Origin of the sequence: Peptostreptococcus equinus (genome assembly GCF_027125355.1) — a bacterium.
Lineage (GTDB): Bacteria > Bacillota > Clostridia > Peptostreptococcales > Peptostreptococcaceae > Peptostreptococcus > Peptostreptococcus equinus.
In genome coordinates this window covers 906,598-921,117 of record NZ_CP114052.1, presented here as the reverse complement: position 1 = coordinate 921,117, position 14,520 = coordinate 906,598, and the positions used below count along the sequence as shown (strand labels likewise).

Here is a 14,520-nt window from a genome sequence, read left to right as displayed (position 1 = left end):
CATAAACCTTTTTTGTAGCAATCATACATAATTGCAATGTCTATGTCCGTCTTTATTAGTTTTTTATATCTTTAACTGAAGTACTAATGTGCCCAGATAATTCTTTATATCTAGCATACAATTTTTTTCTTTCTCCTGGTAATAACATTTTCTTTACTAGATCTTCATTTGATTGAACATTAAATTTCTTTCTAAGTGATTGCTTTTTGAATAACTGTTCACCTTCAAGTGTATATACAGCTTCTACTAAAGTTAAAGCTATTTGTTTTTCTGAATTAATATCTATTTTAGGATTACCATCCTCATCTAAGTCTAATATATTAGACTTCTTGTCTATATTTTCTTCTGTAGTGTTATTAAGTAATCTTATCTCTACAACAAAAGGTCCACCTAAAGCTTTGGATATTCTAGGTATTTCTGCTTTCTTAGATGGAGTTTTAAACTCTGATAAATCAACTGCAAGAAGAGCATCAATAGCATTAGCAACCGGTTTATCATCTTCTTTTACTATTTCCTCTTCTATTACTTCTTCATCTATATTCTTGTCTATTATTTCATCATTAAATTCTACTGACATTATTTATTCCTCCTAATTATATTAAATCTATTGGTTCATATCTACCAAACACGAACGGACACTCAACTTCTCCTGTTTTCCCTCTTTCCCACTCTGCTATAGTTAAATCAGTGAAATACACATCATCTGGTACATTCCTTGTACCTTGTTCATATGCCTGTATTGAATTAATACTAATGTTCAAGTATTCACTTGCTCTTTCTTGGGTAAGTCCTGAACCCTCTCTTGCTAACTGGTATATATTTTTATTTTTCATTTGCCACCACCTTTATTTGAATATATTTTTAAGTTATAATTGACCTATAATAAAGATTATGGAGGTCAATATGAAGAATACTCTTTTATCCCAACAATATTTAATATCATTAATAATAGGAATTTGTTCATCACTAGCAACTACATATTTTAAAGACTGGCTCGACAGAAAACACTACAAACTCAATAGACTTGAGGAAAGATATTTTGGTTTTTATTTACCATTTATAAATCTTTTCAATGAACACTTTTTTAAAGCTAATGCTTTTTATTATTTAGAGCCAGAAATTCAAAAAGCTTTTTATGATTTAATTGTTAAATGCGAATACAGATTCAAAGATAAAAAAACTCCTAACTTAATATATGAATTTAAATGTGCATATTATATAAAAGATTCTCCTGATTTTCTTCAAATATCTTCTGAAGAACAATACGCAAAAGATCTCAATGAAACATTTATAAATTTATCTGATTATATATTTTCAGCTGCAGATAAAGCACATAGAAAACTTAGTATTTAAATTCATTATTTTTTGTTCTATCATTTTTTTTGTTGTAAAAATAATAATCTTGTAATTCCTCTATACTTTCGAATGTAGGGGAATTTTCTTCTTCCCTCTTATCTTTAATAAGTTGTATTAAAAACCAAACTAGATTAAATAAAACACAACCAATCATTCCATATATAAATTGAATCATTTGCCACCACCTTCTTTTGTAGGATAAATTATGTATATTAGCTGTTTTTTGTGTCTGTTAATTATTCCTTACATCTTTTATAATTAACCTATAAGTTAATTATTACGTAAGTGTAAGAAGTCATCCAAAAAAATTATAGATACGTCCTCTAGTGATAATTCTAAATACTTTGCTAACAATGAGATTTCTCTTCTAGTAAACTCACTAATACCTGTTTCTTTTAAGCTATACTGTTTATTTGATATTCCTAACATTTCTGCTAGCTCTTTTTGGTATATCAATTTTGAAAGCCTAGCTTTTTTTAATTCGTCTGAATTAATTGAACTTCGCATATTATTCCTCCCTTCTCTTTATCTTACGTAAAGTATATCATTTTATTGTGTATCTGTAAATACTTTTGCGTAACTTTTTTGTACTTTTTCGTAATCAATTAGAATTGTTGCGTAAATTATTATATAATGTTGCTATTAGGGGGTGTTATATTGAGCAACTTAGTAAAAAGACTAAATGAGTGTATAGAGGATTATGGAATATCAAGAACTGAATTAAGTAAAAGAACCGGACTAACACAAGCAACAATATCTAGGTATTTGTCAAACAAGATGACACCTACTGGCGAAAATTTAGCTTTATTAGCGGATGTGTTTGATGTTTCTGTTGATTATCTATTGGGCAGAACTGATATAAAAGAGATTAATAGAGGTGATAAAATCGAAACTATAGCTGCTAATAGAGATGGCGGTGTCCTTGATGAAATAACAAACATGGACGATCTAAAAAAGCTTATATTAGAGACTGTAAAAGAAGATAAAAATAAGTAGGTGATTATATGGGATTTCTAAGTAAAATTTTTGCTAAGAAAGAAAGTCAAAATAATTTAGAAAAAAATAATAAATATTCTGCTGTATATTGGAATGATAATATTAATATTCCAAATGAAATTGTCGATTTAATGTGGTTTTATGATGGACCTAGAAAAAATTTATCGTCAAATGAAGAAGTATATAAGAATGAAAATATTTCGTTAATTTTTAGTATCCACGAGCCTTCAGCAATTTCTATCACTCTTCCAATTGGAAATAAAATAAAAGCTTCAAAGCTAGGATACTTCCCTTCTTATGAAAAATTGAATCCAGATGAGCGATACACATATTTAAAGTGGTTAGAAGATATTTCACAACCAATTGATATAGGATATGTATTTATTTTCTATTATGGTCTTGAAAGAAATATTCTAAATAATAGAAATGTTAAAGAATCTGAGGATATGATAATTAAACTTAGAAAATATCATAATAACAGTTCTTTCCAATTCTATTCTAATGATGCATTAATTTTATCATCTGTAATAAGAAAAGATTTTGATTTACTTAATTTTACTATAAATCAAAATAGTGATTTTGCAACGAAATTATCTTTTAAGGCATTTAAAAATAAATTTCTTTCAGCCTATGATATTTACGACATTGGAAAATCTTCTACTAAATATGTAAATAGAAGATATATAAATTCCAATCCTAATGAATTTATATTAGTGATAAAAAATGTTTTAATAAAACTATTCAATGAAGATATTTATGATATTAGTCACATAAATGTAAATGATGTCCCATTAGATATAGATATTGTTATAGCCAACTACTCTATTGAATCAGAGTTGAGAAGCATAAAAATGCCTAATATTTTAGGGAATACTATAATTGATGGTACTATAAAACAAATTTTAGAAAATAGTAATGAAATTGTAAAAATACTTCTAAAAGAATCAAAAAAAATCTCTAATAATGAAGATGTTTTTAACGATAATCATATACGCTCAATTATAGACCTACAAAATATTCAATTAAAACAAATAGAATATAAAATTTCAAATATTTATGTTGGAAGCAAATCAAAGGAAAATCCAAAATTTAGTAGAACAGAAAAAGAAGATAAACTTTCTCATGAATTTTCTTTAAAATATAGTTCTCAAATTTCAAATCAAGAGGATAAAATATATAAGGCTAGTTGGAAGGTTGCAGATTTAGATACCAGGGATAAAAAAATAAATCAGTATAAAAAGTGTCTTGACTTATATGAAAATTTTAAAGATTTTTGTTATAGTAAAGGCGATGGTGGAAAAATATATTTTGATGATATGTGGGAGCATTGTCATAACTCCTCCGACCCGTGTTTTAGTTTTGGTGATAGAGAACGTGATAGGATGAACGAGTTAATAAAAGAAAGAGATATATATTTACCAGGTATTTTAGATACAATAAATAAAAATGATGGAGTTATACAAAAAGATATATATACTCTACTTCCTGACATTCCAAAAAGCACTATACAAAAGCTTATAAGAGAATTAGAATCTGAAGATAAAATAATTAGAATTAAAAAAAGTGGTAGTTATGAATTAAGAGTTAATAAATAAATATTACAACCTTCTTTATTTGGTTTTATCCAATTTATATACAATTATTATTATATTTAGGGGAATTTTTAAAAAATGAAAAAACGTTGTTTATATTTTATTATGTCAATTTTATTAATATTGCCTTTGCTTACTGCATGTTCCAGTCAATCTAAAACAGAAAAGCAATATGCAGATAATGATTATATTAAGGCAATGCAGACAGGACTAGAAGAAAGGCAAAAAATAGTTTCAACAGATAAATATGATTCAGGTTCTACTTCTGAAAGAGATCTAATATTATCTGATGGAATAAAAAAAGAGCAGGAAATTTTAAAACCTTTTAAAGAAAAAGAATTTCAAAGTCCAGAACTAAAAAAAATACGTGACGATTATAATAATGCTTTGCAGGAACAGTTAGATAGTTTACCTAGTGGTGGTGATTTTAATAAAATAGAAGCTTTTGATAAAGCTTATGATAAAAGAAGTCAACTAATTAATATATTAATTGATAAATTTGGACTTAAGTTAAATAGTGAACTTGAAAAAGAATTTAAGCTAAATGCTAATTCAGTAAATAAAAAAGAAGATACAAATAAGAAATTACTTGAAACTTTAAAAAATGCTAAATTTGAAGAAATAGATACTTTCCATTATGGTGCTAAAATTACAAATAATACTGGTAACACTATTAAGGATACTACTCTAATATGTATGAAGAGTTAAAAAAATACCAGGTCACATTCGTATCTAAAAATGAACAGTTTGATACATCTTCGGCCATGGGTGAAGCCATGCTAAAGATAATATTAGTATTCGCTGAATTAGAGCGTAAATTAACATCTGAACGTGTATCTGCTACTATGATGTCAAGGGCTGTAAAAGGCTTATGGAATGGTTCTAATGTTCCTCTAGGTTATGAATGGAATGAGGAAAAGAAATATCCGATACCTAATGAATCTGAAAAGATAACTGTAAAACTTATTTATGATAAATATTTAAAAATAAAATCATGTAATAAACTAGCAAAATATCTTAACGACAATCATATAGCTACAAAACGTGGTGGTGAATGGACATCCAAGACAGTTAATGACATTCTTAGAAATCCATTTTATAAAGGTACATATAGATATAATTATAGAGAATCAGGTAATGGTAAAAAGAAACAAGAAAATGAATGGATAATTATAGAAAATAATCATGAATTTATAATTGACGAATCTATTTGGAAAGCATGTAATGATATTTTAGATATAAATGCAGGCACAAACAATTCCAAGTTTAGATCTAAAATACATACACATATTTTTTCTAAAAAACTTATATGTTTAAAATGCGGTAATACATATATGGCTAGTAAAGATAGAGCTAGATCAGATGGTTTTAGACCATCAACATATAGGTGTTCTGGTAATGTTAGAAAACATATTTGCAAGCTGTTTCATAATTGAATTTATTTTTTTAGTTGTTCAATCTTCAAATTAATCATTTTACTTAATATATCATCTAACATATACCACTCTTTATTAGTCTCTTCAAAGAAAATATTTGCTATATTTTTTCGAATATCTTCTATTTTTAAATTATCTATATTTTTAAAATTTGATAAGAGGAACTTATTGATTGCTTGTTCTTCTTCTGGCTGTATTCTATATCTAATAAGAGCCATTTCATAAGTTTCAACTTCAAGTTTTGAACTTATATAATCAATTGCACTCATAATCCATGATAGCTCTACTAATACTTCTTCTTTAAATTTTTCATTAATTAAACCAGCCATAAATATTTTCCTTTTCATTTTTTATTATCTCTAACTTCATTCATTCTGTGTATTTGCTCTATATATTCTTTTTGTTCTAATATTTTATCTGGTGATCTTTCTACTAACCCTCTGTTCTCTTCTATATTGGCTCCTGGTAATAGCAGTAAATATCTGCACGACTTAACTAAACCAACATTGAATACATTCTTGCATTGGTTACTTTCTCATAATTTGATAGCATACTTGGTATATTGAAATCAACTTTAATGATGTTAGATTCTGTTCACCCAACAACTATTTATTATTTACATTGTCTTCTTTATTATTAAAATCTCTTTTTGCTTTATTTATCTCATTTTTAGCCTTATCACCAATTTCTTCAGCTTTTTTTTGAGCATCATTTAAAGCTTCTTTAGTCTTTCCTTTAGCCTTATCTACAGCACCTTCAACTTTTAAGCTATTATCATTTGTTATTTCACCTGCTACAGTTTTTGCACTTCCTTTTGCCTGATCTAATTTCCCTGAATAATCGTTCATAACATTGCCTCCTTAAAATTTTTATATTACCCTTTATCTACTATAAATAAGCTTTTAAAATAAAAATATAATATACACTGTTGTTTAGTTAATTACTAGAAGTGTGATTAAGTTCGAAGAATCTAATAAATAGAATGTATTTTACCAAGAATTTATTTTATAATAATTTTTATTGGTGAACATTTACCACTATTACACTTACTCTCAGAAACACTACAAGCTGCTATCCCTAATGTAATATCCATAAATGCCTCTAATACTATCTTATCACCTGATTTTGAAAGCGGTTATTCGACAGATATAGTTCCATCTGAATTTATTTTAGTATACATAAATAAATTTACAGGTGTAATGATTGATTTGGTAGATTGAGCGAAAAAATCAACTACTTGGCCTCCTTCAATGTCAATTACAGTTATTTTCTGTCCTTTTTTAACATCAATACTTTTACCAGAACATGCTGGTATAATATATTCATTCATATTAATTACTCCTTATTTAATCTTCTTTAAATTATATTATTATATTTTAAAGAAGTCCACTACATAAACCAGTGGACTTCTATTTGTAATATAAATTTAGTTCTTACCTATATACAGGTTTTTCATAAGACAACTTAGGTGCCTTATTTGTATATCTAGTCATTCCCTGCATTTTATCTCCTATCATTTTTGACCATCTAATATCTGATGCATATTGGTGATATGGGTGTTTATTATCCCACCTCATCTTATATAATGTATCTTGTCTATATGTAGGATTATGTATATAATTTCTTGCTATCCAATTTGCAGATCCATTTAGACCTTTATCGATTGATGTCCATCCGTTTCTATAGGCAGTCTGTTTTCCTCCCATGTATGCATTTCCATCATATGCTCCGATTCCATAGAAATTATAAACTTTCTTACCATTGTAATAACTTCCCTTTGCCAAATTAGAATAACCATATCCTGTTTCAATCATCGAATGTGATACAAAATACAATAGATTGATGTTGTTAGCTTTGGCTGCATTTATAAATGCTTGGCCTTTATTATAAAATACATTATTACTATTAATATAATTATTTAAGTATCTATTTACTTGGTAAGCACTCATATCTGCTGTATATCTATTTAGTTTAGCAAACTGATATTGAGAATTTCTATTTTGCGCACTGTTTGGGTTAGCATATGCTTTTATCTCATTCTTTGTTGCTTTTCTCCATCCACGACCATCAGAAATTGTATTTAATTTCATAGATTGTCTATCAACAAAAGCATTTAAACTAGTAGATTGCTTAGTATATCCTGTAGTTGAAGTGGTATTGTTTGTACTTGTGCTATTTGTAGTATTTGATACATTGGATAGATATTGAGAAGCTACATAACCAATTTTACCATTTATAGAAATCTTCGTCCAAGCACCACTAGTACCAAGAACTTGTATTTTTTGATTTTGACTTAAAGATCCTATTACTCTTGAAGAAATAGAACCATTAGATCTAACATTTAATCTTGGGGCACGCACACTCATATAATTATTTGAAGTCTGAGCTGGTGCTGGTTTTGTAGGTTTTGGTTTACTAATATTTGAATTATTAGAAGATGGTGATTTTGAATTTGATAAGTACTGTGATGCTACATATCCTATTCTTCCATTTACACTTATTTTTGTCCATCCTCCGACTTGACCTATTACTCTAACATTTTGCTTATAACCTAGTCTCCCTAAACTAGGTTTCGATGTAGAAGGGCCTGTCCTAAAATTTAATGAACCTGTATTTACATATGCACCATAATTTTTTGGTGCTACATTAACATTTGTATTTTTACTTATCGAATTATTGCCTTGTTTTCCATTTGAGTTCGTAGAAGTATTTGTTATTTTTTTGAAGCTAACAGCATTTGCTGTCATCCAACCTTTACGTCCATTTATAGAAACTTGATACCATCCATTTTTATATGATAGTATTGCAAGTTTAGTACCCTTGGTAGCTCCGAATTTCACATAACCCTTTGTACTTGGTGTACTTCTAACATTCACATATTGATAAGATACCTGCGCTTGATTGGCTGCCTGTGAAGGAACCGCAAAAAGTGACACAGCCGCCACCGATGTTGCTAATACTTTTAAGTTCATAATCTACTCCTTTACCTATATTTTTAAAATCATCCTAACGATTTTATAAACTCATTTACCCATATTTATGGTAGTATATTAATAATATTGTATCATATATCTTAAACAATAACAACATATACTTTTGACACCGAATTATTATTTTATTGAAGGCTAAAATTTTTTACTATACTGATAAGCTATTCTAGGACTTCCATCATTCACATAAATTATTCCACATTTTTTAAAATCATTATTTATAATTAACTTTTTCATAATCATATTATCCTCATGTGTGTCTATTCTAATATTATCAAATCTTTCTTTAGTAAAATTAACAATTGTATTAAATATTCCTTTTTCTTCACCTGTACTTGCTATTCTATGTATAGTAACATAGGGATTTTCATTAATCCACTCTCCCTCAATACATTCATAAGTAGGATCATCACCTTCGACTAATACAAAATATGCTATAATTCTACCTTCATTACTTATAATTAAATATGCATTATCCATGTTTATATCATTTTTTATTTGTTCTTTACTGGGATATTCTTTAGACCATTGATTCGGATTTCCGTTTTTATTCATAAAGTCTCTTGCTAAAGTAAATATCTCTAATATAATTTCAACATCTTTTATCTCACTTTTTCTTATAATCATTAATTCTCTCGCTCCTATCTATTATACTATAAATTAAATTAATAGTATAATTTTTGACACCCATTATATATTAATTTTATTTAAAATTTATTTATAAATATTATCTTGAACTTCCTTATATTCTACCTTTTCAAATCTATATTCTTGCTCTACATCAGGATATTTATTTCTATCTACTTTAGATACAAACATATCAAACGGTCTTGCAGATATGGTATTATTTCCGTATAAAGCTTGATAAATAACCAACTTTTCATTTGACTCTGTATGTTTAGCAATGCATATTATTTTATAATATTTCTTCTTAAAATGTCTATAATACTGTCCTTTAATAATTTCTCTCATTTTATTTCCTTTCTTTTTTTGAACATGCCACTTATTATTTTATTTCACCAAAATATACAAAAATACGCATTAGTTTTAAAAAAAGACCTACAGTTACTAGATTACAAATCTAGCTTTTGAGGTCAGTGAATTTATATTTCGTTTATAAAAGTATATATTTCTTCATCAAAAAGAATTTTATCATCATCAGTCAATAAGCAGGGTTATTTATAAATTCTTTTTTATCTTTTTTGATTTGTAAACTTTTGATAATTCTAAACTTATTATCAAGCAAATACCAACTAAGAAAAATGAAATACTAAAATTTTCTAAAGATAAAGCTTCTCTAGGAATTTCCATAGTTGTAGGTCCATTCATAATTGCATATACTGACCCTGCAGTCAAACCTATAATAAAATGTAACATTTGTTTTCTATACTTAATAAAAGCTAGTCGTATGATTTTTGTGGAAAATATTAAGCCAAAAAATACACCAATAGAAAAAATTACGATTCCATACAGATATTCAAAATTACCATTCATTATGTTATTTAATGCACTCATTATAGGTAAATATACTCCAAATACCAACAATAAAGTCGATCCAGATACACCTGGCAATACCATTGCTGAAATTGCAATCATTCCTGAAATAAACAAGTATAAATAATCTGATAGTATTAAATTAGTGAAATCTATTACATTACTTTGTATAAATTGACTTCTAATCATTGTAAGGAAAATTACTATACAAAGTCCTACTAGCATATAAGCTAAAAAAGATATTTCATCCTTGTAACTACTTGACAAACTTCCAGCTCTTATTTCACTTCTTATAATATATACTACAGAAGCTATTGTTAATCCTATAAATAAAGAACTCAATTGGTATATATTAGTCTGAAACATCTGATTCAGTAATTTGACTGATATAATCATTCCAATTGTCCACCCCAGAAATAGTTTCACTAAAAAAGTGGCTGATTTTCTTATTTCAATTCTTCTAGATAAATTATTTATAGAATCTAAAAGTGTTTCATAAAATCCAAGTATGAAGGCTACAGTTCCCCCTGATACTCCAGGTACACTGTCAGCCATAGCCATACAAAAACCTCTCAACATATTAATTATCATTAAAATACTTTCTCCTATTTTTATAATCTCTTGCTTTTTTGTTTATCAACTAATTTAAATCTATTTGAAAAAAAATAATGTATAAGAACTGCTAAAAAACCGAAAACTACACCAAATATTAATCCAAAGAATACATCACTTGGATAATGAACATATAGGTACAATCTTGAATAAGATATTAATGCCGCTAAAATCATAGCTATATGTCTTAATTTATCTTTAAATATATACATTACTGTTACTACAGCAAACGAAGATGCCGTATGACCTGATGGAAAAGAAAAATCTTGGGGTGGTTTAATCAATAATCTTACCTGAGTATTTTCCATAAATGGCCTCGGTCTTGCTATACTTGGTTTTATAATCAAAAGACAAATTATTAAAACCAACAAAAGTGATATAATCATAGAAATTGCTTCCTTTTTATCTTTTATAATAAAAAATTTGTATAAGGCAAACAATATCCATACAATACCAGCACTGCCCATATATGTAATTATTGGAAAAATAAAATCTCCAAACTGCGTTCTTAGATTTTCCTGAATAAAATTTAATATAGCCATTGTTTTCTCCTAAAAATCATCAATTTGTTTGAGTGACTTAATATTAATTGTTATATAAATGAAAGCAACCAAACCAGATATAATATCACTTAAGGCATTGGACCAATACACACCCATCACTCCTAAAAATCTAGGTAAGATAAATAATAATGGTATCAATAAACCGCCATATCTTAATATATATAAAATAGATGACTGTTTTGGTTGTTTAGTTGCTTGCAAGAAAGTAGTTGCAATTGAATGTAAAGCAATAAATGGTAATCCCAATAAATATATCTTAATTATATTTGATGTAAGCTTTAACAAATTTTTTTCCTGTGTAAATATACTAATAAATAATTGTGGAAAAACTTCCATAAATATTAGAAATATTAATGAAATTATAAATATAAAAATACTTGTTAATTTTAATGTTTCTATACTTCTTTCAAATTTTTTTGCTCCAAAATTATATCCAATTATAGGTTGCGCGCCTTGTGATATACCATATATTATCATTGTAAAAAATAGAGTTATTGAAGTTATTATTGTAACTGAAGCTAAGTGGTAATCACCACCTAATTCTATTATAAACCTATTTAGTACTATACTTACTATAGTTCCGAAAATCTGCATATAAAAATTCGGAAGTCCATTTAAAAATATTTCCTTTATTGAATTTGATTTTAATTTAACTTTATTTAAGTGAAGTCTAATAGGTACACTATTGTTCTTTAAGAAAAATCTCAATACCTCAATAGTAACGTAAGTCTGAGAAATAACTGTAGCTATTGCTGCACCCTTTACGCCATAATTTAATATAATAACAAATATATAATCAAGCACAATATTTAATAGTGAACTTATCACTACAATATTCATAGATGTCTTAGAACGACCAATACTTCTAACCGTGTTATTAAGGCAATATCCTGTTAAACCTGGTACACCACCTATCAAAATTATAAGTATATAATCTTTTGCTAGTTGATTAACTGACTGGCTTACACCCAATAGTGAAAATATTGGATCAATAAATATTAGACATACAATTGTAAGTATAGTCTCAGTGATTATAATTAATAATAAAGAGTTTGCCAAAAGATTTTCGGCAGACTCAATATCATTTTCTCCATATTTAATGGAAATTAATGTAGCACTTCCCACACCAATTAATAATAAAAATGCCATTTGCAATACTTGTATAGGCATTGTAATACCAATTGCCGTAAGACCAAGAGGGCTTACTCTTCCCACAAAGGCTCTATCAACCATATTGTAAATCGCTGCTACAAGCATACTCGCTATAGCTGGCAAACTTAATTCAAATAATAATTTGGGAATACTATCTCGTCCCAAGTCTTTATTCATATATCCTCCTTTTGAAGATCTTATTTTCTAGAGTCATTCCTTACACTAAAAGTAATGTCAGTTCCTACATTTTTTTTACTGTTTATCTTCATTGAACCTCCATGTAACTTTACAATTTCATCACTAATAGCCAGACCTAGACCACTTCCAGATTTGTGAAAATCTTCTTGAAAAAATTTCTTAGATACATTAGATAGATTTTTTTCTTCAATACCAACACCAGTATCTTTTACTGAAAATTTAGTAGAAAAATCGTCTTGGTCTACCTTAACTACAATTATACCTTGTTCAGGTGTAAATTTAATTGAATTTTGTATTAAATTTATTAGAACTTGTCTGAGTCTATTTTTATCTGCATAGATTATTTTCATATTTTGATTTAAAAATTCAAAACTCAGTCTAATATTTTTATCAACAGCCATAGATCTTAATTGATTTACTACACTTACAACCAAATTTTCTACATTAAGTTCTTCAATATTTAATTTAATTCTATCTGAAGATAATCTAGAAAAATCTAATAATTCTTCTACCAGCTTTATAAGCCTTTGAGCTTCTTCTTGAATTATATTAAGTCCAAGATCTTGCTCCTCTTTTGATATACCATCTAATCTAAGTGTTTCACTCCATCCATTGATAGATGTAAGTGGAGTTCTAAGTTCATGTGAAATTGAAGATATAAATTCATCTTTTAATTTTTCACTTTTCTTAATCTCTTGAGCCATATTTTCAAACGTACGAGCTAAATCTCCTATTTCATCATCAGATATTCTTTCTTTGTTCATCTTGATATTATAGTTACCCTTTGAAAGCATATTGGAAAATATTTTTAATTCAGTAAGCGGACCTATAATACTATCAGCAAATTTCAGACTCAAACCAATACTAGATAACAATATTAATATACCCACCAAAATTAAGTATGCAACCATTTGGAATATTTCCTTGTCGATATATTCCAAAGAAACACTAAATCTAGCAGCTCCCTCCACTATGCCGTTTACCTTTATAGGAACTGCTATACTCATTACTTTTTCATCTGTTACATCTTCTGCGTATGTAAAAGGAATAATTTCACTTGAGTTTTGTAAAGCTTTTTGAACATCTATATAATGCATTGCTTGCTTGATTTTAAAGCCATATTGATCTATTACCGTATTCTTATTTCTATCTATAATATTTATTGCTATTTTAGAATTTTGACTTAAATTTTGGTTTTCTACTATGCTTTGAGCCTTAATGTTGAAATTCACATTCTCATTTGTCTGTGAATTATAAATAGCATTAATATATTGACCTTGGGATATTAGTAATTGTTGTATAGATGTATAATAATATCTTGTAACAAATATACTAAGTAATAATTCAAATGAAATTACCACAAGAGTTATAATGAATATAAAATTTTTTAAAACTTTTTTTCTTAATCCACCAAAGTGTAATTTCATTATACCTCTCTCCTAAATGAGTAACCATAACCCCATACAGTCTGTATAAATTTAGGCTTTGAAGGGTCATCTTCTATTTTATTTCTAATTCTCCTTATATTTACATCAACGATTTTATAATCATATAATTCTGTAGATCCCCACACTTCATCTAGAATCTGATCCCTACTTAGGCTTTGATTGTCATTTACCATCAAATATTTTACAATTGAGAATTCTGTAGGTGTTAAATCAACTTCTACATTATTTTTGAATAATTTTCTCTTATTAGGATCCAATAAAAATGGTGGTGAATCAATTGAATTATTTTTCTTGGTATCATTATCTTTATTTACTCTTCTTATCAAGGCTGCTACTCTAACCAACAATTCCTTAATGCTAAAAGGTTTTATAATATAATCATCAGCACCTGATATAAATCCTTCAATTTTATCCTCTTCCTGAGATTTTGCTGTAAGCATAATTACACCCATATTGTCGTATTTTTCTCTAATAAACTTACATACATCAATACCACTCATATCTGGTAGCATTATATCTAAAAGAGCTAAGGATATGTTTTTTTCAGTTTGAAGTTTTTCTATAGCTTCTGATCCAGTGCCTGCTTCTATTACCTCATAACCTTCTTTTCTCAAGTTAATATTTACAAAACTTCTAATTCCTACTTCATCCTCTAATATTAGTATTTTATCCACTAAAACCAC

At 27.5% G+C, this 14,520-nt stretch carries 20 protein-coding genes; 5 read left to right on the top strand and 15 right to left on the bottom strand.

Features of this window, described 5'->3' with window-relative positions; genetic code table 11:
* Positions 1-55: 55 nt before the first annotated feature.
* Positions 56-577 (bottom strand): phage tail assembly chaperone, encoded by a 522-nt coding sequence (locus O0R46_RS04700; protein ID WP_269312434.1) that lies wholly within the window; start codon positions 575-577, stop codon positions 56-58.
* Between the two features lie 16 nt (positions 578-593).
* Complete coding sequence (locus tag O0R46_RS04695; RefSeq protein ID WP_269312433.1) at positions 594-833, bottom strand: helix-turn-helix domain-containing protein; 240 nt, start codon at positions 831-833, stop codon at positions 594-596.
* Between the two features lie 70 nt (positions 834-903).
* On the opposite strand from O0R46_RS04695, the gene O0R46_RS04690 reads away from it, so the two are divergent.
* Positions 904-1,353: a hypothetical protein gene (locus O0R46_RS04690; RefSeq protein ID WP_269312432.1), complete on the top strand. Its 450-nt coding sequence runs from the start codon at positions 904-906 to the stop codon at positions 1,351-1,353.
* Here O0R46_RS04690 and O0R46_RS04685 read toward each other — a convergent pair.
* Together O0R46_RS04685 and O0R46_RS04680 are read right to left on the bottom strand one after the other, a co-directional pair.
* Entirely contained in the window at positions 1,343-1,531 is a 189-nt protein-coding gene (locus O0R46_RS04685; RefSeq protein ID WP_269312431.1) for a hypothetical protein, read from the bottom strand. The two genes, O0R46_RS04690 and O0R46_RS04685, sit on opposite strands and share 11 nt — an antisense overlap.
* 95 nt (positions 1,532-1,626) lie before the next feature.
* Positions 1,627-1,863, bottom strand: coding sequence for a helix-turn-helix transcriptional regulator (locus O0R46_RS04680; RefSeq protein ID WP_269312430.1), 237 nt, complete (start codon positions 1,861-1,863; stop codon positions 1,627-1,629).
* Positions 1,864-2,013: 150 nt separating this feature from the next.
* Between O0R46_RS04680 and O0R46_RS04675 the strand changes: the two genes are divergently transcribed.
* The 4 genes from O0R46_RS04675 to O0R46_RS04660 all read left to right on the top strand — a co-directional run bounded on the left by O0R46_RS04675 (position 2,014) and on the right by O0R46_RS04660 (position 5,380).
* Positions 2,014-2,352: a helix-turn-helix domain-containing protein gene (locus tag O0R46_RS04675; protein WP_269312429.1), complete on the top strand. Its 339-nt coding sequence runs from the start codon at positions 2,014-2,016 to the stop codon at positions 2,350-2,352.
* Between the two features lie 8 nt (positions 2,353-2,360).
* Positions 2,361-3,947 carry a TerB N-terminal domain-containing protein gene (locus tag O0R46_RS04670; RefSeq protein WP_269312428.1) on the top strand — a complete coding sequence of 529 codons (1,587 nt, stop codon included), beginning with the start codon at positions 2,361-2,363 and terminating at the stop codon, positions 3,945-3,947.
* A gap of 102 nt (positions 3,948-4,049) precedes the next feature.
* The gene (locus tag O0R46_RS04665) at positions 4,050-4,652 is read left to right on the top strand and encodes a hypothetical protein (RefSeq protein ID WP_269312427.1); all 603 of its coding nucleotides are present in this window, start codon (positions 4,050-4,052) and stop codon (positions 4,650-4,652) included.
* Positions 4,637-5,380 (top strand): recombinase family protein, encoded by a 744-nt coding sequence (locus tag O0R46_RS04660; RefSeq protein ID WP_269312426.1) that lies wholly within the window; start codon positions 4,637-4,639, stop codon positions 5,378-5,380. The genes O0R46_RS04665 and O0R46_RS04660 overlap by 16 nt, the downstream gene beginning before the upstream one ends.
* A 2-nt stretch (positions 5,381-5,382) precedes the next feature.
* On the opposite strand, the gene O0R46_RS04655 is transcribed toward O0R46_RS04660, so the two are convergent.
* From O0R46_RS04655 to walR, 11 genes are all read right to left on the bottom strand, one after another.
* Positions 5,383-5,727: a hypothetical protein gene (locus O0R46_RS04655; protein ID WP_269312425.1), complete on the bottom strand. Its 345-nt coding sequence runs from the start codon at positions 5,725-5,727 to the stop codon at positions 5,383-5,385.
* Positions 5,728-5,985: 258 nt separating this feature from the next.
* A complete protein-coding gene (locus O0R46_RS04650) occupies positions 5,986-6,228 on the bottom strand; it encodes a CsbD family protein (protein WP_269312424.1) in 243 nt (80 codons plus the stop codon).
* Between the two features lie 287 nt (positions 6,229-6,515).
* On the bottom strand, positions 6,516-6,710 hold the full coding sequence (locus O0R46_RS10105; protein WP_331275623.1) for a DUF1989 domain-containing protein: 195 nt from the start codon (positions 6,708-6,710) through the stop codon (positions 6,516-6,518).
* A gap of 103 nt (positions 6,711-6,813) precedes the next feature.
* On the bottom strand, positions 6,814-8,352 hold the full coding sequence (locus tag O0R46_RS04640) for an SH3 domain-containing protein (RefSeq protein WP_269312423.1): 1,539 nt from the start codon (positions 8,350-8,352) through the stop codon (positions 6,814-6,816).
* A gap of 153 nt (positions 8,353-8,505) precedes the next feature.
* Positions 8,506-8,997, bottom strand: coding sequence for an N-acetyltransferase (locus tag O0R46_RS04635; RefSeq protein ID WP_269312422.1), 492 nt, complete (start codon positions 8,995-8,997; stop codon positions 8,506-8,508).
* Positions 8,998-9,084: 87 nt separating this feature from the next.
* Complete coding sequence (locus tag O0R46_RS04630; RefSeq protein ID WP_269312421.1) at positions 9,085-9,342, bottom strand: DUF1653 domain-containing protein; 258 nt, start codon at positions 9,340-9,342, stop codon at positions 9,085-9,087.
* Between the two features lie 207 nt (positions 9,343-9,549).
* Positions 9,550-10,443, bottom strand: coding sequence for a DUF368 domain-containing protein (locus O0R46_RS04625; protein ID WP_269312420.1), 894 nt, complete (start codon positions 10,441-10,443; stop codon positions 9,550-9,552).
* Positions 10,444-10,475: 32 nt separating this feature from the next.
* The gene (locus O0R46_RS04620; RefSeq protein WP_269312419.1) at positions 10,476-11,018 is read right to left on the bottom strand and encodes a phosphatase PAP2 family protein; all 543 of its coding nucleotides are present in this window, start codon (positions 11,016-11,018) and stop codon (positions 10,476-10,478) included.
* 9 nt (positions 11,019-11,027) lie between these two features.
* Entirely contained in the window at positions 11,028-12,368 is a 1,341-nt protein-coding gene (locus O0R46_RS04615) for an MATE family efflux transporter (protein WP_269312418.1), read from the bottom strand.
* Between the two features lie 20 nt (positions 12,369-12,388).
* The gene (locus O0R46_RS04610) at positions 12,389-13,816 is read right to left on the bottom strand and encodes a sensor histidine kinase (RefSeq protein ID WP_269312417.1); all 1,428 of its coding nucleotides are present in this window, start codon (positions 13,814-13,816) and stop codon (positions 12,389-12,391) included.
* The gene (gene walR / locus O0R46_RS04605) at positions 13,816-14,511 is read right to left on the bottom strand and encodes a cell wall metabolism DNA-binding response regulator WalR (RefSeq protein WP_269312416.1); all 696 of its coding nucleotides are present in this window, start codon (positions 14,509-14,511) and stop codon (positions 13,816-13,818) included. The genes O0R46_RS04610 and walR overlap by 1 nt, the downstream gene beginning before the upstream one ends.
* Positions 14,512-14,520: the final 9 nt, after the last annotated feature.